This window comes from Cupriavidus sp. 207A1, from assembly GCF_057798955.1.
This window is the reverse complement of record NZ_JBYOJO010000011.1, coordinates 62768-86686: the sequence shown is the minus strand read 5'-3', so window position 1 is coordinate 86686 and position 23919 is coordinate 62768. Positions and strand designations below refer to the sequence as shown.

Annotated in this window: 20 protein-coding genes; 10 read left to right on the top strand and 10 right to left on the bottom strand. The window is 69.9% G+C overall.

Going from position 1 to position 23919, the window contains the following annotated elements:
- Positions 1-234: 234 nt before the first annotated feature.
- Together AC3FMM_RS20295 and AC3FMM_RS20290 are read left to right on the top strand one after the other, a co-directional pair.
- Entirely contained in the window at positions 235-1209 is a 975-nt protein-coding gene (locus tag AC3FMM_RS20295; RefSeq protein WP_116313694.1) for a Bug family tripartite tricarboxylate transporter substrate binding protein, read from the top strand.
- A gap of 22 nt (positions 1210-1231) precedes the next feature.
- Positions 1232-2353, top strand: a complete 1122-nt coding sequence (locus AC3FMM_RS20290; RefSeq protein WP_473704734.1) for a CaiB/BaiF CoA transferase family protein — start codon at positions 1232-1234, stop codon at positions 2351-2353.
- 85 nt (positions 2354-2438) lie between these two features.
- Here AC3FMM_RS20290 and AC3FMM_RS20285 read toward each other — a convergent pair whose 3' ends face one another.
- The 4 genes from AC3FMM_RS20285 to AC3FMM_RS20270 all read right to left on the bottom strand — a co-directional run bounded on the left by AC3FMM_RS20285 (position 2439) and on the right by AC3FMM_RS20270 (position 7227).
- A complete protein-coding gene (locus AC3FMM_RS20285) occupies positions 2439-4148 on the bottom strand; it encodes a lactate permease LctP family transporter (RefSeq protein ID WP_115711859.1) in 1710 nt (569 codons plus the stop codon).
- A gap of 156 nt (positions 4149-4304) precedes the next feature.
- Positions 4305-5750, bottom strand: coding sequence for a LutB/LldF family L-lactate oxidation iron-sulfur protein (locus tag AC3FMM_RS20280; RefSeq protein WP_116313692.1), 1446 nt, complete (start codon positions 5748-5750; stop codon positions 4305-4307).
- On the bottom strand, positions 5747-6448 hold the full coding sequence (locus tag AC3FMM_RS20275) for a LutC/YkgG family protein (protein ID WP_488687363.1): 702 nt from the start codon (positions 6446-6448) through the stop codon (positions 5747-5749). The genes AC3FMM_RS20280 and AC3FMM_RS20275 overlap by 4 nt, the downstream gene beginning before the upstream one ends.
- Entirely contained in the window at positions 6445-7227 is a 783-nt protein-coding gene (locus AC3FMM_RS20270) for a (Fe-S)-binding protein (protein WP_115711862.1), read from the bottom strand. Before AC3FMM_RS20270 ends, AC3FMM_RS20275 begins: the two co-directional genes overlap by 4 nt.
- Before the next feature lie 125 nt (positions 7228-7352).
- On the opposite strand from AC3FMM_RS20270, the gene AC3FMM_RS20265 reads away from it, so the two are divergent.
- Positions 7353-8072, top strand: coding sequence for a FadR/GntR family transcriptional regulator (locus AC3FMM_RS20265; RefSeq protein WP_172581803.1), 720 nt, complete (start codon positions 7353-7355; stop codon positions 8070-8072).
- A gap of 63 nt (positions 8073-8135) precedes the next feature.
- On the opposite strand, the gene AC3FMM_RS20260 is transcribed toward AC3FMM_RS20265, so the two are convergent.
- Positions 8136-9173 carry an AI-2E family transporter gene (locus tag AC3FMM_RS20260; protein ID WP_115711863.1) on the bottom strand — a complete coding sequence of 346 codons (1038 nt, stop codon included), beginning with the start codon at positions 9171-9173 and terminating at the stop codon, positions 8136-8138.
- A gap of 222 nt (positions 9174-9395) precedes the next feature.
- Here AC3FMM_RS20260 and AC3FMM_RS20255 point away from each other — a divergent pair, with 222 nt between their 5' ends.
- Positions 9396-10778 carry an ethanolamine ammonia-lyase subunit EutB gene (locus tag AC3FMM_RS20255; protein ID WP_488687362.1) on the top strand — a complete coding sequence of 461 codons (1383 nt, stop codon included), beginning with the start codon at positions 9396-9398 and terminating at the stop codon, positions 10776-10778.
- A gap of 9 nt (positions 10779-10787) precedes the next feature.
- Positions 10788-11603, top strand: coding sequence for an ethanolamine ammonia-lyase subunit EutC (eutC, locus tag AC3FMM_RS20250; protein WP_488687361.1), 816 nt, complete (start codon positions 10788-10790; stop codon positions 11601-11603).
- A 61-nt stretch (positions 11604-11664) separates the two neighbouring features.
- Here the strand turns inward: eutC and AC3FMM_RS20245 are convergent, their stop codons facing one another.
- Positions 11665-12138, bottom strand: coding sequence for an aminoacyl-tRNA deacylase (locus AC3FMM_RS20245; protein WP_018006022.1), 474 nt, complete (start codon positions 12136-12138; stop codon positions 11665-11667).
- Positions 12139-12221: 83 nt separating this feature from the next.
- Positions 12222-13145, bottom strand: coding sequence for a LysR family transcriptional regulator (locus tag AC3FMM_RS20240; RefSeq protein ID WP_115682137.1), 924 nt, complete (start codon positions 13143-13145; stop codon positions 12222-12224).
- Between the two features lie 357 nt (positions 13146-13502).
- Here AC3FMM_RS20240 and AC3FMM_RS20235 point away from each other — a divergent pair, with 357 nt between their 5' ends.
- Positions 13503-13844, top strand: coding sequence for a hypothetical protein (locus AC3FMM_RS20235; RefSeq protein ID WP_092314779.1), 342 nt, complete (start codon positions 13503-13505; stop codon positions 13842-13844).
- A gap of 197 nt (positions 13845-14041) precedes the next feature.
- The gene (locus AC3FMM_RS20230) at positions 14042-14812 is read left to right on the top strand and encodes a ferredoxin--NADP reductase (RefSeq protein WP_018006019.1); all 771 of its coding nucleotides are present in this window, start codon (positions 14042-14044) and stop codon (positions 14810-14812) included.
- A 58-nt stretch (positions 14813-14870) separates the two neighbouring features.
- Here AC3FMM_RS20230 and fumC read toward each other — a convergent pair whose 3' ends face one another.
- A complete protein-coding gene (gene fumC / locus AC3FMM_RS20225) occupies positions 14871-16277 on the bottom strand; it encodes a class II fumarate hydratase (RefSeq protein WP_115682138.1) in 1407 nt (468 codons plus the stop codon).
- Between the two features lie 139 nt (positions 16278-16416).
- On the opposite strand from fumC, the gene AC3FMM_RS20220 reads away from it, so the two are divergent.
- Positions 16417-17301 (top strand): LysR family transcriptional regulator, encoded by an 885-nt coding sequence (locus AC3FMM_RS20220; RefSeq protein WP_115711869.1) that lies wholly within the window; start codon positions 16417-16419, stop codon positions 17299-17301.
- Positions 17302-17334: 33 nt separating this feature from the next.
- Here the strand turns inward: AC3FMM_RS20220 and AC3FMM_RS20215 are convergent, their stop codons facing one another.
- Positions 17335-17685 (bottom strand): four-helix bundle copper-binding protein, encoded by a 351-nt coding sequence (locus AC3FMM_RS20215; protein WP_012354956.1) that lies wholly within the window; start codon positions 17683-17685, stop codon positions 17335-17337.
- A gap of 327 nt (positions 17686-18012) precedes the next feature.
- Here AC3FMM_RS20215 and AC3FMM_RS20210 point away from each other — a divergent pair, with 327 nt between their 5' ends.
- On the top strand, positions 18013-18387 hold the full coding sequence (locus AC3FMM_RS20210) for a hypothetical protein (protein ID WP_062804036.1): 375 nt from the start codon (positions 18013-18015) through the stop codon (positions 18385-18387).
- Here the strand turns inward: AC3FMM_RS20210 and AC3FMM_RS20205 are convergent.
- A complete protein-coding gene (locus AC3FMM_RS20205) occupies positions 18381-20396 on the bottom strand; it encodes a sensor domain-containing diguanylate cyclase (RefSeq protein ID WP_488687360.1) in 2016 nt (671 codons plus the stop codon). The two genes, AC3FMM_RS20210 and AC3FMM_RS20205, sit on opposite strands and share 7 nt — an antisense overlap.
- Positions 20397-20658: 262 nt before the next feature.
- Here AC3FMM_RS20205 and AC3FMM_RS20200 point away from each other — a divergent pair, with 262 nt between their 5' ends.
- Positions 20659-23874 (top strand): bifunctional diguanylate cyclase/phosphodiesterase, encoded by a 3216-nt coding sequence (locus tag AC3FMM_RS20200; protein WP_116313686.1) that lies wholly within the window; start codon positions 20659-20661, stop codon positions 23872-23874.
- Positions 23875-23919: the final 45 nt, after the last annotated feature.

Here is a 23919-nt window from a genome sequence, read left to right as displayed (position 1 = left end):
TCGGTGGCTGTCCGTGCCCTCCCCCACCGGGTTGTTCCCCCCCCCGCGGGGGGGGGGGGGGGGGGGGGGGGGGCCCCCCCCAGGCGGTGGCATACCGAAAGCACCGACTTCGTGAGAGGCTCCCGCCCTCTCCCCAACCCTCTCCCGCAAGCGGGAGAGGGAGCACCCCCAACCCCAGCGCCCCAACCATCCCGCCTACCCCGCGGGAGACGTCCTACACCAGGAGACAACGCCATGAAACTCTGGCACCGCGTCGCGGCCATCGCCGCGTGCTCGCTGTTTATCGCCCCCGCCTTCGCGCAGAAGGACTTCCCCTCCAAGCCCATCATGATGGTGGTCACCTATCCGCCGGGCGGCCCCACCGACGCCATGGCCCGCACGCTGGCCGCCGCGCTCAAGACCAGCCTGGGCCAGCCGGTGGTGGTCGAGAACCGCGCCGGCGCCGGCGGCAATATCGGCGCCGAGGCGGTGGCGCGCGCCGAGCCCGACGGCTACACGCTGATGTTCGGCACCTCGGCGCCGCTGGCGATCAACGTCAGCCTGTACCGCAAGATCAACTACGACCCGGTCAAGAGCTTCACCCCGGTGATCCAGATCGGCCAGCTGCCCAACGTGCTGGTGGTCAATCCGTCGGTGCCGGCGAAGAACGTCAACGAGCTGATCGCCTACGGCAAGGCGCATCCCGGCAAGCTGACCTATGCCTCGTCCGGCAATGGCGCTTCGTCGCACCTGGCTGGCGTGCTGTTCAACAACGTCACCGGCACCGATTTCCAGCATATCCCGTACAAGGGCACCGGCCCGGCGCTGAACGACCTGCTGGGCGGCCAGGTCAGCATGACCTTCACCGACGTGCTGACCGCGATGCCCTTCATCAAGAGCGGCAAGGTGCGCGCGCTGGGCGTGACCACCAAGGCGCGCTCGCAGGCGCTGCCCGACGTGCCGACGGTGGCCGAGCAGGGCGTGCCCGGGTTTGACGTGTCGGTGTTCTTCGGCGTGGTCGCGCCCGCCGGCACGCCGGCGGAGGTGGTCGGCAAGCTCAACCGCGCCTTTGCCGAGGCGCTGAAGCAGCCCGACGTGCGCAAGACGCTGCAGGCGCAAGGCCTGGAGTTCGCCCCGTCGACCACGCCGGAGCAGCTCGGCAGTTTCGTCAAGGCCGAGGTGGGCAAGTGGCGTGCCGTGGTGCAGAAGTCCGGCGCCCAGCTTGACTGACAACGCCCGGAGGATTGCAGCCATGACCCAAGCCCGTCCCGGCGCGCTCGCCGGCATCCGCGTGGTCGACCTGTCGCGCATCCTGGGCGGCCCGTACTGCGGCCAGATCCTGGGTGACCACGGCGCCGACGTGCTCAAGATCGAACCGCCGCAGGGCGATGACACCCGTACCTGGGGCCCTCCCTTCAAGGATGGCGTGGCGTCGTATTACTTCGGCCTGAACCGCAACAAGCGCGTGATGCGGCTGGACCTGACGGCCGAGCCGGACCGCGAGGTGCTGCTGGCGCTGCTGGCCGAGGCCGACGTGCTGGTCGAGAACTTCAAGACCGGCACGCTGGAGAAGTGGGGCCTGGGCTACGACGTGCTGTCGGCGCGCTTCCCGCGGCTGGTCCATTGCCGGGTGTCCGGCTTCGGCGCCGACGGTCCGCTGGGCGGCCTGCCCGGCTACGATGCCGCGATCCAGGCCATGTCCGGCATCCTGAGCATCAACGGCGAGGCCGATGGCGAGCCGCTGCGCGTGGGCTTGCCGGTGGTCGACATGGTGACCGGCCTCAACGCCGTGATCGGCGTGCTGCTGGCGCTGCAGGAGCGCGCCCGCAGCGGGCGCGGGCAGTTCGTCGAGGCCGCGCTGTATGACTCGGGGCTGTCGCTGCTGCATCCGCATGCGGCCAACTGGTTCATGAGCGGCAACACGCCGCAGCGCACCGGCAATGCGCATCCCAACATCTATCCGTACGACACCGTCGCCACGGCCACCGACCCGGTGTTCCTGGCGGTGGGCAATGACCGGCAGTTCCGCATCCTGTGCGAGCACCTGCAGCTGCCGGCGCTGGCCGACGACGAGCGCTATGCCACGGCCGGCGCGCGTTCGGTCAATCGCGTCGCGCTGAAGGCGGAGCTGGAAGCGCGCATGCGCACGCTCGACGGCAAGGCGCTGGCGGATACGCTGGTGACCGCGGGCGTGCCATGCGCGCCGGTGCTGTCGGTGGCAGATGCCTTGCAGCATCCGCATACGCGGCACCGCGAGATGGTGGTGGAGATGGAAGGGGGGTACCGGGGCCTGGGTGCGCCGGTGAAGTTGAGCCGGACGCCGGCGACGTACCGGTATGCGCCGCTCACTGAAGGGGACGAGTTCCTGGAGTAGGGGCGGCGTGGTCAGCTCTCACCGCTGGTTTGCTCCCCTCTCCCGCAAGCGGGAGAGGGAGCACGCAAGCGGTGCGATACGGGCATCACCCGGGAATCATCCCCGGCAGCCAATACGCCTGCACCATCGTCATCACGCCGATGATCACCGCGAACAGCAGGCTGTGCTTCACCGTGAAGCGGAACAGCTCCGATTCCTTGCCCACCAGCCCGGTCGCAGCGCAGGCCACCGCGATCGATTGCGGCGAGATCATCTTGGCGGTGACGCCGCCGGTGGTGTTGGCCGCGACCATCAGCGTGTCCGACACGCCGATCTGGTGCGCGGTGGTGTTCTGCAGCGCGCAGAACAGCGCATTGGACGAGGTGTCGGATCCGGTCAGGAACACGCCCAGCCAGCCCAGGAACGGCGAGAAGAACGGGAACGCCGCACCGGTGCCGGCCAGCAGCAGCGCCAGTGTCGAAGACATGCCGGAGTAATTGGCGACAAAGGCGAATGCCAGCACCAGCCCGATCGACAGCACCGGGCGCGCCAGCTCTACCAGCGTTTCGCCGAACGTGGCCAGCAGGTCGCGCGGCTTCATGCGCAGCAGCACGGCGGAGATCAGCGCGGTCAGCAGGATCGCGGTGCCGACGGCGGAGAGCAGGTCGATCTTCAGCACCGCGTCATAGGCCTTGGGCGTGGCCACGATCGGCGCGGCCTTGATCACCAGTTGATCCAGACCCGGGACCTTGAACTTCAGCACCGTGCCCGCCAGCGGGCCGTTGGCGGCGAACAGCGCCTTGAACGGCTGCAGGCTCCACACCGTGACGATGGCGGTCAGGATGCCGAACGGCGCCCATGCGCGCAGCGTCTGCGCCAGCGTGTAGGGCGACGCCTTGCGGCTTGCCATCGCGCCGCCGAAGCCGCCGCCAAAGCCAGCGAGCGCGACCGTGCCGCCACTGACGTTGCCAGCGCTGCCGCCGGCGCGCTGCGACGCGCTGCGCGGCTGCCACACCTTCAGGAACGCCGCCAGCGACACCAGGCTCACCAGTGCCGACGTGATGTCCGGCAGTTCCGGCCCGATATGGTTGGAGGTGAAGTACTGCGTCACGGCAAAGCTGCCGCCGCACACCAGCGCCGCCGGCCAGGTCTCGCGCACGCCCTTGGCGCCGTCCATCATGAACACCAGCCAGAACGGCACCAGCAGCGACAGCAGCGGCAACTGGCGCCCGGCCATGGCGCCGATATGGAAGGGGTCGAGGCCCGTCACCTGCCCGGCCACGATGATGGGAATGCCCATCGCGCCGAACGCCACCGGCGCGGTATTGGCGATCAGGCACAGTCCCGCCGCGTACAGCGGGTTGAAGCCCAGCCCCACCAGCAGCGCCGCGGTGATCGCCACCGGCGCGCCGAAGCCCGCCGCGCCTTCCAGGAAGGCGCCGAAGGCAAAGCCGATCAGCAGCATCTGCAGGCGCTGGTCGTCGGTGATCGACAGCACCGAGGCGCGGATCACGTCGAACTGGCCGGTCTTGACCACGATCTTGTAAAGGAACACCGCGGTCACGATGATCCACGCAATCGGCCACAGGCCGTAGGCAAAGCCGAAACCGGCCGCGGCCAGCGCCTGCTGCGCGGGCATGCCGTAAGCGAAGATTGCCACGGCCAGCGCCAGCAGCAGCGTCACCGCCGCGGCGACATGGCCCTTCATGCGCCAGACCGCGAGCGCGATGAAGAAGAACACGATGGGGATCGCTGCCGCCAGCGAGGACAGCCACAGGCTGCCCAGTGGTGTGTAGAGTTGGGTCCAGGGTTGCAAGGGTGGTCTCCTGATTTGGTGGTGGTTTGGGAAAGCTTTGTTGTTGTGGGATGCGTGATGACGTCAGTCCGCGCTTGTTTGCTCCCTCTCCCGCAAGCGGGAGAGGGGAGCAAACAAGCGGGCGTGGGGAAGCGTCAGCGCCGCGCCCGGCGCCGCCTACTCCGGCTGCCCCTTTTCCTTCAGCAGGTCCGCCAGGCTCTTCGCCGCCGGTTTCAGCGGCGTGCGGTGCTGCGTCCAGCCCAGCTGCCGCGCCGGTGTCAGCGCGCGCAGCCGCGTCGCGGCCCAGCGGAACAGCCGGTACGCCGCCGGGTGCGCATAGGCGCCGCTCCAGAAGCGCCACACCAGGTGCTCGCCACGGCTGTACTTGGCGCCCTGGCCGCGCAGCGGGTTGGCGACCGGTTGGTCGGGCGCGCGGTTGGCCTCCGTGCGCAGGCGCACCAGCAGTTGCGGGATCGGGATGCGCACCGGGCAGACCTCGCCGCAGGCGCCGCACAGGCTCGAGGCGGTGGCCAGGTCGGCGGTGGCGTCCAGCCCCAGCAGATGCGGCGACAGGATCTTGCCGATCGGGCCCGGGTAGGTGGTGCCGTAGGCGTGGCCGCCGATGCGGGTGTAGACCGGGCAGTGGTTCATGCACGCGCCGCAGCGGATGCATTGCAGCGTGGCGCGCAGCTGCGCGTCGGCATAGGCCTGGGTGCGGCCGTTGTCGAGCAGCACCAGGTGCACTTCGCGCGGGCCGTCGCGCTCGCCGGCGCGGCGCGGGCCGGAGATCAGGTTGAAATAGGTGGTGATGGCCTGGCCCGTGGCGGAGCGCGTCAGCAGCGTCGACAGCGGCACAATGTGCTCCAGCCTGGCCACCACCTTCTCCATGCCCATGATGGCGATATGCACGTCGGGCACGGTGGTGGAGAGCCTGCCGTTGCCCTCGTTCTCCACCAGCCACAGCGTGCCGGTGTCGGCGGCGGCGAAGTTCACGCCGGACAGGCCGATGTCGGCCTCGACGAAGGCCTGGCGCAGCGCGCGGCGGCCGGTCTGGATCAGCGCGTCGACGTCCTCGGTATAAGGCGTGTCGGGGATATGCTCGGTGAACAGCTGCGCGATATCGCCCTTGGTCTTGTGGATCGCCGGCATCACGATATGCGAGGGCTTCTCGCCGGCCAGCTGGACGATGTACTCGCCCATGTCCGACTCGATGCACTCCACGCCGCGTTCAGCCAGGAAATGGTTCAGCTCGATCTCCTCGCTGGCCATCGACTTGCCCTTGATCACGCGCCTTGCCTGCCTGGCGCTGGCGATGCCGTGGATGATGGCGTTGGCCTCGTCGGCGGTCTCGGCCCAGTGCACCTGCACGCCGGCCGCGGTCAGCTTCTGTTCCAGCTGCACCAGCAGGTCGGGCAGGTTGGCCAGCGCGTGCTGGCGCACCGCCTCGCCCAGGTCGCGCAGGCGCTCGAGCTCGTCGGCGTCGGGAAACTGCGCCAGGCGCTTGCCTTGCAGGAAGTCCATCGCGCCGCGAAAGCTCTGGCGCAGCTTGGGGTCGTCCAGCGCCTCGCGGGCGCGGGCCTTGAACGCCTGCGGCGCAACGAACTGCAGGGTTTGCTCGCTCATCGCGCGGCCTCCGCGTTATCGGTCTCGATCACCACCCACAGCCGGCGCGGACCATGCGCGCCGTAGGCCAGGGTTTGCTGGATGTCCGAGGTCTTGGACGGGCCGGAGACCAGCACCAGGTTGGTCGGCATGCCGCCGGCCCAGCGCTCGGCGCGGGCGGCCATGTGCAGGTCGTCATGCAGCGTCGAGGCCCGCACCAGCGCCACATGCAGCGGCGGCACCAGCGACACCGTGCGCGGCGAGCCCGCGTCGGGCGCCAGCACCAGCGTGCCGGTGGCGGCGATGCCGGAGCGCGCCACGGTGAAGCCGGCATCGACGGTGTCGAACAGTTCGGCCTTCCACGCCTCGATCGGGCGGTCGTAGCCGATGGCTTCGATCGCCGCCGGCAACGCGGCTGCCAGCGCCGCGCCGGCCGGACTGGCCGGATCGAGCAGCAGCCGCTTCACGCCGGCCCTGGCCAGTTCCGCAGCCAGCAAGGCGGGCCAGGCGGTGGCGTCGGCGCACCAGGCCTCGGCATGCAGGCCCTGCAGCGCGGCCTGCATCGCGGCGACGCGGTCGCCCGTCGCTGACGTGCCGTGGCGGCGCGCTTCGAAATGGCTGTCGATGCGCCGATCGAGCTCCGTGGTTTGCGGCGACGGCACGGGCGCGGCGGCGCGCAGCCGCCCCAGCATGCGTTCGCGGGCGCCGGGCGTGCTCATGCGGCACCTCCGGTACGGCGCCACAGGAAGCTGGCCAGGTGTTCCACCTGCAGCGGGGCGCGGTCGTGCGCGGCGGTATGGCCGATATTGAGCAGGCAGCCGCAGTCGGCCGAGACCAGGCGGTCGCAGCCGGTGGCGCAGGCCGACGCCACCTTGTCGCGCACCATGGCGCCCGAGATATCGGGATGCTTGAGCGAGAAGGTGCCGCCGAAGCCGCAGCACTCCGACTCGCGCGCATGCTCGACGCGGGTCACGCCCGGCAGCGCATCGACCAGGGCCACGCCGTGCCCGCGCGTGCCCATTTCGCGGCGCGCGCCGCACGAGGTATGCAGCACGATGCGCTCCGACGGCTGGGCCGACGACGCGGCAGTGCCGAAGTCCACCTTCAGCACGTGCAGCAGGAACTCGCCCAGCTCGAAGACACGCCCGGCCAGTTCGCGCGCCTTCGGGCCGGCCACCGGATCGTCGGCAAAGAGCTGCGGCCAGTGGTGCCGCATCATGCCGGCGCACGAGCCGGACGGCACGATCACGGGCCATGGCTGGCCGAACAGGTCGAGCTGGGCTCGCGCCACCGCGCGCGCCGCGTCCGGGTTGCCGCTGCTGTAGGCGGGCTGGCCGCAGCAGCTCTGGCCGCGCGGGAAATGCACGGTCAGGCCTTCGCGCTCGAGCAGCCGCACGGCATCGAGGCCGGCCTGCGGCACGAACATGTCGACCAGGCAGGTGGCAAACAGGTAGGCCTGCGTGGGGGCAGGGCCGCTGGGGTACTGACGATCCTTCATGTCTCGCTCCACACGTGCTGGGTCGCACGTTTGGGCGCATAATTCCCGCTTCCGCGCGGCGGTTCAAATTGGTCGGACCAATTCAGAATGCGCGCCGCGCACGTTCAGGAGCGAGGGAATACGGCATGACGGCAGCCAGGCACGGGAATGCCCGCGGACGCGTGGAGTCGGTGATGCGGCGCATGGAAACCGCGCTGCTCGACGGCACCTGGCCACCCGGCACGCGCTTGCCGGCCGAGCGCACGCTGGCCGAGCAGTACGCGGTGGCGCGCAACACCGTGCGCGAGGCGATCCAGCGCCTGGCCGCGCGCGGCCTGCTGCAGAGCCGGCGCGGCGCGGGCGTCTATGCCACCGACCAGCTGCGCGCCGGCATTGCCTCGCCGTGGGGCCAGCTGGTGGCCGACCATCCCGCGCTGCGCGAAGACATCCTGGAGTTCCGCCGCGTGCTGGAAGGCGCCACCGCCTACTTCGCGGCGTTGCGCGCGGATGCCGCCGACGTGAAGCGCATCCGTGCGCTGATGGCCGAACTGGAACGCGCGCGCGCCGCCGACGACAAGCAGGCCGAGGCCGATGCCGACGCGCAGCTGCATGACGCCATCGCGCAGGCCTCGCACAACACCATGTTCCTGCACCTGCATACCAGCGTGATCGGCATGCTGCGCGAGCACATCACCATCAACGGCACCGGCCTGCGCGAACAGGACGACGGCGCCTCCGACCTGCTGCTGCTGCAGCACCGCACGCTGTGCGATGCCATCTGCGCGCGCCGCCCCGAAGAGGCACGCACGGCGATGCAGACCCACATCGACTTCGTGCGCAGCCGCGTGGAGCAGGACGGGGCCTGAATACAGAGGCGGTTGAGGCCGGGAGTTGGTCCTACCACCGGCCCGGCGTGCCGGCCACTGCCTTCAGATCAGCCCGGCACCGGCCAGTTCGCGCTTCAGGTACGCGTAGAAGATCGGCCCGGCGATCACGCCCGGGATGCCGTACAGCGTTTCCATCAGCAGCATCACCATCAGCAGTTCCCACGCCGCGGCCTGGATGCGCGCGCCGATGATGCGCGCGTTGAGGAAGTACTCGAGCTTGTGGATCACCACCAGGAACACCAGCGAGCCCACCGCGATCGGCAGCGATACCGACAGCGAGGCCACCACGATGGCCGTGTTCGAGATCAGGTTGCCCAGCACTGGCAGCAGGCCCGCGACAAAGGTGATCACCACCAGGGTCTTGCTCAGCGGCAGGTGCACGCCGAACAGCGGCAGCACCAGCAGCAGGTAGAGCGCGGTCAGCACGGTGTTGATGGTGGAGATCTGGATCTGCGCGAAGATGAACTGCGAGAACGCCTGCTGCAGCGTGCGCGCGCGCGCCACCAGCGCGGCTGCCAGCGGGCGCCGGTTGGGCCGCGCCACGGCGCGGTACAGCGCCACCATCGCGCCGATCACCAGGCCGATCAGGATATGCACCAGCGTGCGCAGTACCTCGGCGCCCAGCTTCTGCGCCATCGCGGCGTGTTCGCGCAGCGTGTCGATCAGCGTGTTGGCCAGTTCGTCGACGCCGTTGGGCAGCGCGTCACTGACCCACGGCGGCAGCTGCCCGCGCGAGCGGTCGATGATGTCGGCGACGTGGTTGAGCAGTCCGTCCAGGGTATTGCCCTCGCCGCTGACGAAGCGCACCAGCAGCCAGCCCGCCAGCGTCAGCCCCAGCAGGATCAGCGCCGACAGGATCGCCACCGCGAGCGCGTCGTGGCGCTGGTGCAGGCGCTTCAGGCGCGGCGCCAGCACGTCCACCAGCGAATACAGCAGCAGCCCGGACAGCAGCGCCGCCACCAGGTTGGCGTGCAGCACGGTCCAGAGCGCCAGCACGGTCAGCAGGTAGGCGACGGTGCCGACGCTGTACCACGCGGCCGGCGGCAGGCGCGGGGTGACGGTCGGTTCGGGGTCTTTCATCGGTGTCTCCGGCATGCAATTTGCTGAAAGGAATTCTGGATTCTCGCCGATCCAGGTGTAATGGCTGCGTCAGTCGCTGCTTGGTTCGCACTTGCCGCCGCGATCTGGCGCCGATGTTGGCATATCGGCACACGCAAAGGGTGTCTATATTAGGGGGAATCGTGCGCGGCCCGCGGCTTGCCGCGCGATCCGTGTTTGTCGCCAAGTCCGGGAACGCAACGCATGGCCTACACCCATACCATCGGCAACCACCGCCACGTCTTTGCCGACCTGCGCACGCTGCTGGCCAGGGCCAGCCCGGCGCGCGCCGGTGATGCCCTGGCGGGCCTTGCCGCGCAGAGCGAACAGGAGCGGATGGCGGCCAGGCTGGCGCTGGCCGAGGTGCCGCTGACGCGCTTCCTCAACGAGGCGCTGGTGCCTTATGAAGACGACGAGGTCACGCGCCTGATCCACGACCGCCACGACGCCGCCGCCTTTGCCGCGATCGATGCCACCACCGTGGGCGACCTGCGCAACTGGCTGCTGCGGCACGAGACCGACAGCGCCACGCTGGCGCGGGTGGCGCCCGGCATCACGCCGGAGATGGCGGCGGCGGTGAGCAAGCTGATGCGCAACCAGGACCTGGTCGCGGTGGCGCGCAAGTGCCAGGTGGTCACGCGCTTTCGCAGCACGGTGGGGCTGCCGGGCCGGCTGGCGGTGCGGCTGCAGCCCAACCACCCGACCGACGACCCCAAGGGCATTGCCGCGTCGATCATCGACGGGCTGCTCTATGGTTGCGGCGATGCCACCATCGGCGTCAATCCGGCCTCGGACAACCTCGGCGCGATCGTCTCGCTGCTGCGCATGATCGACGAGCTGCGCAGCCGCTTCGACATCCCCACGCAGTCGTGCGTGCTGACCCATGTCACCAACACGCTGCGCGCGATCGGCCAGGGCGCGCCGGTGGACCTGGTGTTCCAGTCCGTTGCCGGCAGCGAGCGCGCCAATGCCGCCTTCGGCATCAGCCTGTCGCTGCTGGCCGAGGCGCACGACGCCGCGCAGGCGCTGGCGCGCGGCACCGTGGGCGACAACCTGATGTATTTCGAGACCGGCCAGGGCAGCGCGCTGTCGGCCGACGCGCACCATGGCGTCGACCAGCAGACCATGGAGGCGCGCGCCTATGCGGTGGCGCGCGCGTTCTCGCCGCTGCTGGTCAATACCGTGGTCGGCTTTATCGGGCCGGAGTACCTGTACGACGGCAAGCAGATCATCCGCGCCGGGCTGGAAGACCACTTCTGCGGCAAGCTGATGGGTGTGCCGATGGGCTGCGACGTCTGCTACACCAACCATGCCGAGGCCGACCAGGATGACATGGACACGCTGCTGACGCTGTTCGGCGTGGCCGGCATCAACTTCATCATGGGCGTGCCCGGCGCCGACGACATCATGCTGAACTACCAGAGCACCTCGTTCCACGACGCGCTGTACCTGCGCGAAGTGCTGGGGCTGCGCCCGGCGCCGGAATTCGAGGCCTGGCTGCAGCGCATGGGCATTGCCGACGGCGCCGGCCGGCTGCTGGAGCCCGCGGCGCGCCAGCCGCTGCTGCAGATGGCCCACACCTTGTAAGGCACCGCGATGACGGCCAAACGCCAGGCGCCCGCCAGTCCCGATCCGGCCCCGGCCGAAGCCGACCCGTGGCAACGGCTGCGCCGCTTTACGCGCGCGCGCATCGCGTTGGGCCGCACCGGCCACAGCCAGCCCACCGACGCCGTGCTGGCCTTCGGCCTGGCCCATGCCCAGGCGCGCGATGCGGTGCATCTGGCGCTCGAGGTGGGCATCGTCACCGCGGCGCTGGATGCGGCCGGGCTGCCGCACGTGGCCGTGCACAGCGCGGCGCCGGACCGCGAGCACTACCTGCGCCGCCCCGACCTGGGCCGTCGTCTCGACGAAGCCAGCCGTAAGCGGCTGGACGCGGCACGACCGCAGCAGGCGCCTGATGTGGTGTTCGTGATCGCCGATGGCCTGTCCGCGCTGGCCACGCAGCGCCATGCGCTGCCGCTGCTTCAGGCGGCGCGCCAGCGCCTGCCGCAGGGCTGGCAGATCGGCCCCGTGGTGGTGGCCGAGCAGTCGCGCGTGGCGCTGGGCGACGAGATCGGCGAGCGCCTGGGCGCGCGCCAGGTGGTGATGCTGATCGGCGAGCGGCCCGGGCTGAGTTCGCCCGACAGCCTCGGCATCTACCTGACCCATGCGCCGCGTGTCGGCCGCACCGATGCCGAGCGCAACTGCATCTCCAATGTGCGCCCCGAGGGGCTGTCCTGCGCGCAGGCCGCCGAGCGGCTGGTGTTTCTGCTTTGCGGCGCGGCGGCGCTCGGGCGCTCCGGCGTAGACCTGAAGGACGACAGCGCGCCGGCGTTGCCCGCAGGCGCCGAGGCATCGCCACAGAGCCGCTGAAACAGCAAAACGGCCACCGCGCGGGCCGCAACCCGCGTGGTGGCCGTTGCCGTCGCACCGCTTACATCATGCGGCGCGAGAACTGCCCATGCCCCGCATCCGACATCAGTTGCTTGAACTGGTCGCCGCTCATGTGCACCAGGTCCTGGTGGTCGCCGCCCTCGAAATACACTTCGGGCTGCTGCATCAGGCTGTCGTCCACATAAGTTGTCATGCCGTATGCCATCGCCACCGGCGGAATCGCGCCGAGGTCGCAATCCTTGAATATCTCGCGGATCTCGTCCTCGTGCGCCAGCACCAGGTTGCGCCCGGTCTGTTCGCAGATGGCCGCCATCTGCAGGTGATGGCTCGAAGGGATCACAGCGGCAACGTAGCCGCGTTCATCCTCCAGCAACAGCGTCTTGGCCAGCCGGTCCCCGGGCACGTGCGCGGCCTCTGCCGTGGCCATGCTGCTCAGGGTGTAGGGGTGGCGGATGATGTCGTAGCGGGTGTTCTTGCTGCTCAGGCAGTTAGCGAGCGTACTAGCCAGGGCCATGATTGCTCCTAGGTTCCGGATGCGCCGACGGTTATCCTTGTGCTCCTAATATAGTGCGCCGGCGCCATGGCGATGGCCTGCGGCTAGCGGTGCAGCCGCGGCCACACCGCCTGCAGTTCGGTCTTCAAGAAATTCAGCAGGTAACGCGTGGCCAGGGTCTGGTAGCGGTTGGGCATGGTCAGCATGTAGAGCTTGCTGCCAAACACGCTGATGCGGTAATCGGACAGCAGCGGCACCAGTGCGCCGCTGTCCAGTTCCGCGCCGATCGCATAGATCGGGAAGATGCCGACGCCCAGGCCGGCCAGCACCGCCTCTTTCAGGAAGGCGAAGTTCTCCGAGCTGAGCGTGGGCTCGAGCACCACTTGTTCGCGCACCTCGCCATCGTTGCCGCCTTCGCGCGAGCCCGATGCCTTGAGCTTCTGCCCCACCGGCGACGCGCACACGATGGCATGCGACTGCAGCCCGGCCAGTGCCTGCGGCGCCGGGTGGCCGGCAAGGTACGCGGGCGCGGCGCAGACGATCCAGTCGACCGCGCCGATCTCGGTGGCCACCACCGAATCCGGCGGCGTCGAGATGATGCGCAGCGCCACCTCCACGTCCTCGGACACCAGGTTGTGCACGCGGTTGTCGAACACGACATCCAGGGTGATGTCCGGATAGCGCTGCTTGAACCGCACCAGCAGCGGCGACAGCAGCGAATGGCCCAGCCCGGTGGGCACCGACAGCCGCACATGGCCCTGCAGGCTCTTGCCCATGTTGCTGATCAGCGCATTGGCCGCCGCGACCTCGCCCAGGATATTGCGGCCGTGCTCGTACAGGCCGGCGCCCACCGGCGTCGGCTCGACATGGCGCGTGGTCCGGCGCAGCAGCTGCACGCCCAGCTCTTCTTCCAGCGCCTTGAGCCGGTAGCTGACATTGGCGCGCGTCATCTTGAGCTTGCGCGCGGCCGCGCTCAGGTTGCCGGCGTCGACGATGTCGACGAACAGGCGCAGGGCGTTCAGGTCCATGGGGTGATCAGGAAGAGACAGGGGCGGTGACGGCCCCCGTATATTGCCATGCCGGCGGCATGGGGCCGGCGGGCGCTCACATACCAGTGGAACGCGGTCTTGAGTGGCCCAAGCCTCTTCATGCCGGGCGGGACTTACGTCCCAGCCATATGCTGCGATGCAGCATGGGCGGCGTGACGACGAAGTTTTCAGCCTTTGCGGGCAATTGTTCCGCTAAATGGACACCGATATCCGAATTGGCACCGTCCGGCGCCGTGCCGCAATGCGATGTTGCGCGCACTGCGGCTTGCGCTGGGCGCGGGTCTGGGCAATGATTCGAGCCGGACCCTCAACTGGCCTTCTGCGCCCCCGTTTGCCATGCACCGCTCGTTGCGCCGATGGCTGTGCCTGCCTTTGTTCTTTGCCGGCGCCAGCGCCTCCGCCCAGGATCTGGTCGAATGCAAGCGGATCGAGCATGACCAGCTGATCATCGCCTCGCAGGAAACCCTGCTGTTCCTGCGCTGCCGCGCGCGCCAGGTCGCGTACGAGGCGCCGCGCCTGAAGGGCGTGTCGCAACGCGTCAAGGACGACCTGGTGTTCGCGTGCCTGGACCAGGCCGACGCCGTCGAGCACCAGCTGCGGGTGCGCCACGGCTACTCGCGCGAAGCGCTGGCGCGCCAGCGCTGCGAACTGTCCGGCGCGCTCACGCCTGGCGGGTGAAGCCGGGATCTCGCTGAGCCAGGCAAGCGCCGCCACGCGTTTATCGACGTGATGGCTTCGGCTCATCCGCTCGGGATTGGCGCTAATCCCTGCTGCCGTTGCAGGCTCCGCCTGCGCCGAGCCGGGGCTTGCGTTAAGATCGCTTCCTTCCCAGCCGTTTTTTTGGCGCGCCGTCGCGCTGCATTCCGCGTCTTGCCATGAGCAATCTGAACCAGCAATCGATCCTTTCCGTCCATCACTGGACCGACACCCTTTTCAGCTTCACCTGCACGCGCGACCCCGGTTTCCGCTTTGAAAACGGCCAGTTCGCCATGGTCGGCCTGGAAGTGAATGGCCGCCCGCTGCTGCGCGCCTACAGCATTGCCAGCGCCAACTATGAAGAGACGCTGGAATTCTTCAGCATCAAGGTGCCCGACGGCCCGCTGACCTCGCGCCTGCAGCACCTGCGCGAAGGCGACCAGATCTACGTTGGCAAGAAGCCGACCGGCACGCTGCTGGTGGACAACCTGCTGCCCGGCAAGACCCTGTGGCTGCTGGCCACCGGCACCGGCCTGGCGCCGTTCCTGTCGATCATCCGTGACCCCGACGTCTACGAGCGCTACGACAGGGTGGTGCTGACCCATACCTGCCGCTTCGTCGAAGAGCTGGCCTACCGCGAGCTGATCCAGGAACACCTGCCCCAGCACGAGCACCTGGGCGAGCTGGTGCGCGAAAAGCTGGTGTACTTCCCGACCGTGACCCGCGAAGAGTTCGACAACCGCGGCCGCATCACCGACCTGATCGCCTCGGGCGAGCTGTTCGAGCGCCTGGACATGGCGCCGTTCTCGACCGAGAACGACCGAATCATGCTGTGCGGCAGCCCGGATATGCTGAAGGACGTGCGCGCCATCCTCGAAGCGCGCGGCTTTGCCGAAGGCAATATGAGCCACCCCGGCCATTTCGTGCTGGAAAAGGCCTTCGTCGGCTGACGCCGGCCCGCCCCGGCGCGGTTCCGCGCCGGGCGCCTCTGTTTCAAGCCCGCACGCGCTACACCTCGCGCGTCATCCCCTTCAGGTCGATCCACTCGGCAAACTGCGCCTCGGTGACATGCCCGGACGCGATCGCGGCCTCGCGCAGCGACAGGTTGCGCTTGACCGCCAGCTTGGCGATTTCCGCGGCGCGGTCATAGCCGATATGCGGATTGAGCGCGGTCACCGGCATCAGCGAGCGCTCCAGCAGTTCGGCGATGCGCTCGCGGTCGGCCTCGACCCCCTCGACCATATGCTCGGCAAAGCTCGAGGCCGCGCCCGCCAGCAGGCTCACCGATTGCAGCAGGCTGTAGATGATCACCGGCTTGTAGGCGTTCAGCTCGAGCGTGCCCAGTCCGTTCGCCAGCGTCACCGTGGTGTGGTTGCCGATCACGCGGCAGCACACCATCGCCAGCGCCTCGGCCTGGGTCGGGTTGACCTTGCCCGGCATGATCGAAGAGCCCGGCTCGTTGGCCGGCAGCACCAGCTCGGCAAAGCCGGCGCGCGGCCCGGAGCCCAGCAGCATGAAATCGCGCGCGATCTTCAGGAATGACGACGCAGTGGTGTTGAGCGCGCCCGACAAGTCGGCCAGCGCATCGTGCGCGGCCTGCAACGCATAGCGGTTGGGCGCGGGCTCGAACGGCAGGCCGGTGTAGTCGGCCAGCGCGCGCGCAAAGGCGGCGGCAAAGCCGTGCGGCGCGTTCAGGCCGGTGCCCACCGCGGTGCCGCCCTGCGCCACCGGCATCGCGCGCAGCATGGCCTGCTGCAGGCGCGACTGCGCATCGGCCACCTGCGCCATGTAGCCGGAGAATTCCTGCCCCAGCGTCAGCGGCACCGCGTCCTGCAGGTGCGTGCGGCCTACCTTGACGATATCGGCAAAGGCCTCGACCTTGCGCGCGAAGGTTTGCTGCAGCTGCTCCAGCGCCGGCAGCAGTTGCTGCTGGATCGCGCGCGTGGCGGCAATGTGCATCGCGGTGGGGAAGCTGTCGTTGGACGACTGGCTGGCATTGACGTGGTCGTTCGGGTGCACCGGGGTCTTGCTGCCGACCTCGCCGCCCAGCAGCTGGATGGCGCGGTTGGCGATGACCTCGTTCAGGTTCATGTTGGTCTGCGTGCCGGAGCCGGTCTGCCACACCGACAGCGGGAACTCGTCGGGCCAGCGGCCTTCGATGACCTCGGCGGCGGCCTGCTCGATGGCATGCGCGAGTTCGGGCGGCAGCACGCCCAGTTCGCCGTTGGCGCGCGCCGCGCACAGCTTCAGGATGGCAAAGGCCTCGATCAGCGCGGGCGGCATCTTCTCGGTGCCGATGCGGAAGTTCTGGCGCGAGCGCTCGGTCTGCGCCCCCCACAAATGGTCGGCGGGCACGGGCACGTCGCCCAGGCTGTCTTTTTCGATGCGGGTGGCGGCGGTGGACGGGTCTGGCATGGGCTGGCTCCTTGGCAAGGCGGCGGACGGCTGGGCCGGAGGGCATGGCGCGGTCCATTAGAATACCGCTTCGCCATGGCGGGTGCCCACGCTCCGCCGTCTTGCCGCGTTGCCGGCGTCCGCGACCTCTTCCCGCCGCATGCTCATCGCCCAGCTCAAATCCTTCTTCATGGTGGCCCGCATCGGCAGCGTCACCCAGGCGGCCAAGCGCCTGGGCCTGTCGCAGCCCACCATCACCGCGCAGATCCGCGCGCTGGAAGAGGCCTACGGGGTCGAGCTGTTCCACCGCGGCGGGCGCCGGCTGGCGCTGTCCGACGCCGGGCTGGCACTGCTGCCGCGGGTCGAGGCGCTGGTGCAGCAGGAAACCGAGATCGACTTCTTCCTGCGCCATTCGGGCGACCTGCGCACCGGCAGCCTGCGCGTGGGCGCCACCGCGCCGTACTACGTGCTGGAACTGATCCGCCGCTTCAGCGAGCGTTTTCCCGCGATCGACGTCAGCGTGGTCACCGGCAACTCGCAGGAGGTGCTGGAGGCGCTGCAGGAATACCGCGTCGACCTTGCCACCTCGTCGCAGCGCGTCGACGACGCGCGCCTGTCGCGCATGCTGCTGGGCGTCGATCCGCTGATGCTGGTGGTGCACCGCACCCATGCGCTGGCCGGCCATACCGAAGTGCCGGTGAGCGCGCTGGCGAACTGCCGGCTGCTGATGCGCGAGCTGGGCTCGACCACGCGCATCGCTACCGAGGACATGCTGGCGCAGGCGCGCGTCAGCCCGGCGGCGCAGATGGAAATCGGCAGCCGGGAATCGATCCGCGAAGCGGTGATCCGCAACCTGGGCGTTTCGGTGATTGCCCGGCACGAGGTGCCAAGCCATCCTGACCTGCGCGTGCTGGGCTTCACCGATGCCGCGCCGTGCCTGCACGAATACCTGTACTGCCTGCGCGAGCGGCGCGGCGCGCGGCTGATCGATGCCTTCGTCGCGCTGGCGGACACACCGGCCGCGCAGGCGCCCGGCGGGGATTGAGCGAGCGCGAGCCTGGGGCGCGCGGCGCCGGCGCTACGCTGTCATTTTCAGGCACTGCTCCATGCAGACGGCGCAGGCGCGCGCGCATTCCTGGCAATGCTCGGCGTCATGGCGCTCGCATTCTTCCTTGCACCACTTGCAGACCTCGGCGCAGTCCTCGCACACCAGCGGCGCGAACTCGCTGTTGCGCAGCATGTAGGACGCGGCCAGCTGGGCGATGCCGGCGCAATCCATGTCCAGCGCAATGCAGCGCGCCATCTTGCGCACGTCCTGTTCTTCCAGGCAGGCGGCCGCGCACTTGAGGGCGGCCGCCGCCGCGGCATTGCAGGCGGCAATGCAGTCGGCGTAGCGGGCGGCGTTTTCCTGCACGGTGGGTCGGATCATGGAACGTCCTCCTTCGGGGGTAGGTGGATGGAACCGGCATGCCCGCGGTGCGGCAGGCGGCGCATCCGCGCCCGCACGGGGCATCGTTATCCACAATAGCAGGCGCTGCCGCTTCCTGTCGGCCCGGTATTTGCAGCGCCGCGCTGGTTACAATGCCGGGTAGGCGCGGCCGGCAGGCGCCGGCTCGCAGGCATCGCGGCCGTCACCTGGCCACGGTCCGGGGCACCACCGGCCCGCATTGCGCATCTAACAGGCACGGCACCGGCCCGAGCGGCCGGCCGCTGCAAACACACACACACACCGGCAGCACGGGGAAGGAAGGACATCATGGGCGAGGCAAAACGGCGGGGTACCCCCGAGGAGCGTGCGGCACAGGCACGCGCAAAGATCGAGGCCTTGCGCCCCGCCCAGCTGGTGTGCGGGCACTGCAAGACCGCGTTTGCACAGTTCGACGCGCTCGACGTGCCGGGCCTCCCCGGCATCGACGCGGTGTTCGGTGGCGAATGCCCGAACTGCGGCAACGACGTGGTGGTGTTCAAGGGTGCGCCAGAGGCCGTCGCCCAGGCCATGATCGCCTGGGAAAAGATGCTGGGCGCCGACGCCCAGCTCGGCTACCAGTCGAGCGACGGCCGCCACGTGCCGTTCGAGCCCGAGGGCGCGGCCGGCGCGGTGCCGGACAAGCCCGCGGGCACGCTTCACTGAGCCGGGAACGGCCCCGCGTGCTGCGGGCTGGGTTGGTCCGCCAGTTCGGGCGGACCGATCTCGTAGCGGCCGCGGCCCGTGCCCTTGGCGCGGTATAGCAGCACGTCGGCGAGCCGCATCAGCTCGTGGTCCTGCGCCGGGCCACCGCGGTACAGCGCCACGCCGATGCTGACATCGACGTCGGCGCGCACGCCCTCGAAGCTGAAGGGAACGTCCATCGCCTGCAGGATCGCTTGCGCGACCCGGCGCGCGGCGGCGGGCTGCGCCAGGTCTTCGAGCACCACGGCGAACTCGTCGCCGCCCAGCCGGGCCACGGTATCGCTGTCGCGCACGCAGCGGCGCACGCGCTGCGCGAAGTCCTGCAGCAGCAGGTCGCCGGCGGCGTGGCCGTGGATATCGTTGACCGCCTTGAAGCGGTCCATGTCCAGATACAGCAGCGCCATCAGCGCGCCCTGCTCGCGGCTGCGCGCCATGGCCGCGTGCAGCTGGCCTTCGAAGGCGCTGCGGTTGAGCAGCTGGGTCAGGTGGTCGGTGCGCGACATGCGCGCCAGGCGCTGGGTCTCGAGCTTGCGCTGGGTGATGTCCTGCACGTGGACATGCACGCCCACCACTTCGCTGCCGTCGGCGCTCCATTCCGGGCGCAGGCTGGTTTCCATGCAGTGGTAGTCGGGGCCTTCGTCCTCGGTTTCAAAGGTCACCGCGCTGCCGGCCAGCGCGCGCTCCAGGAACGGCCGCACGCGCGCGAAGCGGGCCTCGCCCAGCACCTCGCGCATGGGCTTGCCGCGCAGCTCTTCGGGCTTCAGGCCGAACACGCGCTCATAGGCCAGGTTGTTGAACACATAGCGCGCTTCGGTATCGACAAAGGCCAGCAGCGACGGCAGCGTGTCGGTCACCGCGCGCAGCCGGCGCTCGCTGCGGTCCAGCGCCTGGCGGCGCTCGCGCACGTCGCGCATCAGCTTGATGAAGGCGCGCGTCAGGTCGCCGATCTCGTCGCGCTGCTGGCGCGTGGGCAGGCGCTCGAACGCGGACAGGTCGTTGGCGCTGGCCAGCACCACCCGGTGCAGGCGCGACAGCGGCGTCAGCTGGCGCCGCACCGCCAGCCAGATCAGCAGCGCCACCCCGGCCATCGCCACCCCCGCCATGCCGAGGAAGCGCTGCTGCATCTGCCGCAGCGGCGCGTAGGCTTCGCGCGCCGGCAGCAATGCCACCAGTTCCCAGCCGGTGCTCGACATCAGGTAGCGCGCGATCACCGGCCGCGCCGGCGTCAGGAATTCCAGCGGCGCGGGGCTGTCGTCCTCGCCGCAGGTGTCGGCCACGGGCCGTGCCGGCTGGCGTGCCTGCGCGGGATCGGGATGGCGCACGTAGACCGGCTCGCGGCCGGCCGAGACCAGGCAGTAGTAGCCGGTGGTGCCGAGCCGGTTGTGCAGGATGTCGACCAGGAAGTTGGCGCTGGACAGGTCCAGCCATCCGCCCACCAGGCCCAGGAAGCCGCGCTGCGGCGACAGCACCGGCACCGCCACCAGCACGCCCATCTGGCCACTGGTGCGCGAGCGGATCGGCGGCGATACCACCGGCGCCAGCGTGCGCGCCGCCTCGCGGAAGTAATCGCGGTCGCGGACTTCGGCGCCGTCGCCCTGGCCGCTGAGGACATTGCCGTGGCGGTCGGCGACCAGCAGCGCGTTGAATGCCGCCGGCACCGGGATCGCGGCGGACAGCGCCTGCAGCGCGCGCTGCCGCGCCGCCGCAGCATGCGCGTCGTGCGCCTGCGCCATCAGGTCGCCGAGCTGGTCGGCCTGGTGCGACAGCAGCTGGATGCGGTCGTTCATGGCCGTGTCGAGCTGGTTGGCGGTCAGCTTGACCACGGAATCCTGCTGGCCCTCGAGCGCATCGTGCAGATCGCTGTGCGCGTCATACAGGGCGATCAGTATGATGCCGGTGCCGAACACCGCGGCCAGCACGGTGGTGATGATCGCAATGCGCGCTTTCAGCGTGGGCGTGTAAACGGGCATGTCGGGTGCAGTGGGGGCGCAAGGGCAGCGAGGCACAGCGCGGGCTTGTCGCAAACTGCAGGTCGAGTCTCGGGTGCAACCCTACCATACCCCTGCCTTGGTGGGGCATCGGGCATTTCCCCCGCGCTCGTGTCCATGCCGCGGCGGGGCTGTGCGCGCTGCCTGCGCCACGGTATAGTCCCCCGCTAAGGCGAAGGCCGGCCGCGTGGCGGCAAGCCTGCGCAGGGGCGGTGCCCCTGCCGCATGCCGGAACCCCCCGACCATGAGACTGACTTCGCTTTCCCCCGCCCTGTTGTCATTGCTGGTCGCGGCCGGCGGCGCGCTGCTGACGGCGGGGGCATGGCTGCAGGCCGACCGGCTCGAGCGCCGCGCCGCCCAGCAGCACTTCGACGCGCTGCTGGCGCAAGCGGGCAGCGCGCTGCGCGAGCGCATGCTGGAGAACGAACGGCTGCTGCGCGGCGTGGCCGCGGTGATGACGGCCAATCCCGGCACCTCGCGCGCGCAATGGCGCAACTACCTCTATACCGCGCAGCGCGACGACCTGCCGGCCGGCACCCAGGCCATCGGCTATGCGCCGCTCGCCACGCCACGGCAGTTGCCGCAACTGGTGCAGGCCGCCCGCGCCGACGGCCTTGCCGATTTCAGCGTCCATCCCGCCGGCGCGCGCGAGCTGTACGCGCCCATCCTCTACATCGATCCGCTGGACGGGCGCAGCATGCGCATCGCCGGTTTCGACATGCTGTCCGAGCCCACCCGCCTGGCCGCGCTCGAAGCCGCGCGCGACAGCGGCGAGCCGCGCCTGAGCGCCGGCCTGGATCCGATCGGCGAAGTCGCAGCCACGGGGGCCGTGGCGCGCCAGCGCGGCGCGCTGGTGTTCCTGCCGGTCTATGGCGGCGGTGCTGCGGTCGGCACGGTGGCGCAGCGGCGCGAAGCCGTGCTGGGCTACGTCTACCTGTCGCTGCGTTTGGGCGACCTGATGCGCGCGGTCGGGGCCTCGGCGTCGAACGAGCTCGAGTTGTCGCTGCACGAGGGCGGCCCCGCCGCTGCCGGCGCGCTGCTGTCGGGCGGCCCCACCGAAGGCGAGCTGCGCGAGGACGGCAGTGCGCCGTTGCTGCGGGGCGAGCGCCAGTTCCAGTACGGTGGCCGCAGCTGGACGCTGCGCGCCGCTACCCGTCCGGCCTTCGAAGCCGCGCATGGCCCGCGGCCCGCGTTGCTGCTGCCGGCCGCGGGTGCGCTGGCGACGCTGCTGCTGGCCTGGCTGACCCATGCGCTGGCGCGCCAGGGCCGCGCCGCGCGCCAGCGCGAGGCGCGGGCCGTGCACGGCTGGGAGGACGACAGCGCCATGCTGCAGGCCTGCCTGGCGCAGTCCGCCGACGGCTTTGTCGTGACCGATGCGCACGGCGTGGTGGTGCGCGCCAGCGAGCGCGCCGGGCAATTGCTGGGCACCGATGCCAGGCGCCTGGCCGGACGCAGCCTGGACGCGCTGATTCCCGGCGCCGCCGGCGTGATGCCCGCCGACGCCGCGGCGGGTTCCGCGATCCACCGCGAACTGGCCGGCGTGCGTGCCGACGGCGACAGCTTTGCGCTGCGCGTCAGCGTCGCGCCCCTGCCCGCCGGCGACGGCGCCGCGCCGCACTGGCTGTGGGCGGTCACCGACCTTGCGCCCGAGCGGCGCGCGCAGGACGCCGCCGCGGTGCAGGCGGCGCGCTATGCCGGCCTGCTCGACCATGCTGCCTTCTGCGTCATCACCTTCGACGAGCACGGGATGATCACCGGCATCAACGCGGCCGGCCAGCGCATGCTGTGGTACAGCAGTGCCGAACTGGTCGGCCACATGCCCATGACCGGCCTGCATGTCGCCACCGAACTGGCCGACCACGCGCGCGCACTGAGCGCCGAGCTGGGCGCGCCGGTGCCGCCGGGACTGACCGCGCTGCTGGCCAAGCCGCGGCTGGGGCTGACCGATGAACGCGAATGGACCTGGGTGCGCAAGGGCGGCTCGCGCATGCCGGTGCGGCTGGCGGTGTCCGCGTTGCCGGCGCCCGCCTCGCCGGTGAGTGCAAGCGCCGTGCCGTCGCCCGGCTACCAGGCGATCGGCCATGACCTGACCGAGCGCCTGCGCGTGGACGAATACATCCGCCACCTGGCACTGCACGATCCGCTGACCGGCCTGCCCAACCGCGCCGAGCTGAGCGAGCGCGCCCAGGCCTTGCTGTTGCACGCGCGCACCCGCGGCGAGCGCGTCGTGCTGCTGCTGCTCGACCTGGACCACTTCAAGCGCATCAACGATTCGCTCGGCCACCCGGTGGGCGACGACGTGCTGCGCACCATGGCCGACCGCATCAAGGGCACGGTGCGCCAGGGCGACCTGGTGGCGCGCATGGGCGGCGACGAGTTCGGCGTGGTGCTGGGCGGCCTGCGCCACGACAGCGAAGCCGAGCTGATCGCCGCCAAGATCCAGGCGCGCGTCAATGAAGAACTTTTGGCCGGCGGCCAGCGGCTGCGCGTGACGCCGTCGATCGGCATGGCGGTGTTTCCCGACGACGGCGACACGCTGATCGAACTGCTCAAGTCCGCCGACTCCGCCGTCTACGCCGCCAAGCAGAGCGGGCGCGCGCAGCTGTGCCGCTTTGCCAGCGCCATGGCCGAGGCCTCGCTGACGCGCTTCACCATCGAAGGCCTGCTGCGGCGGGCGCTGGCCGCCAACGAATTCCGGCTGCGCTACCAGCCGATCGTCGATACCGCCACGCTGGCCATCCCCGCGGTCGAGGCGCTGATCACCTGGGAGACCGCCGAGCGCGGTGCAATGCAGCCGTCCGAGTTCATCCCCATTGCCGAGCAGAGCGGCCTGGTGGTGCCGCTGGGCGAATGGGCCCTGGCCACCGCCTGCCGCGAGATCCAGGCCTTGCGCGAGGAACTGGGCCGCGAGCTCGAGGTGGCGGTCAATATCTCGCCGCTGCAGCTGCGCCAGGCCGACTTCCCCGACACCGTGGCGCGCTGCCTGCAGCAGGCCGGCCTGCCGCCGCAGGGGCTGGTGATCGAGGTCACCGAGGGTATCCTGGTCGATGGCGGCGAGACCACCATCGAAACCTTCCGCCGCCTGCGCGAACTGGGCGTGGGGCTGTCGATCGACGACTTCGGTACCGGCTACTCGGGGCTCAATTACCTGACCCGCCTGCCGATCAGCCGGCTCAAGATCGACAAGTCCTTCGTCGACGGCGTGGATACACCCGGCCACGACCAGGCCGTGGCCGCGGCCATCATCGCGCTGGGGCACCAGCTGCATCTCAAGGTGATCGCCGAAGGGGTGGAGACCGCGGCGCAGTTTGCCTTCCTGCGCGCGCAGGGATGCGACGGGCTGCAGGGCTTCCTGTTCAGCCAGGGCGTGCCGCAGCAGGCGCTGCGCGAGGTGCTGCGCAAGCCGCTGCCGGTGCCGGACACGGACATGTCGATCGCCTCCCCACCGCAGCAGGCCTGACTCGCGCACCGCGCGGCGCATCCCAAATCCCCCGATACCTCCATC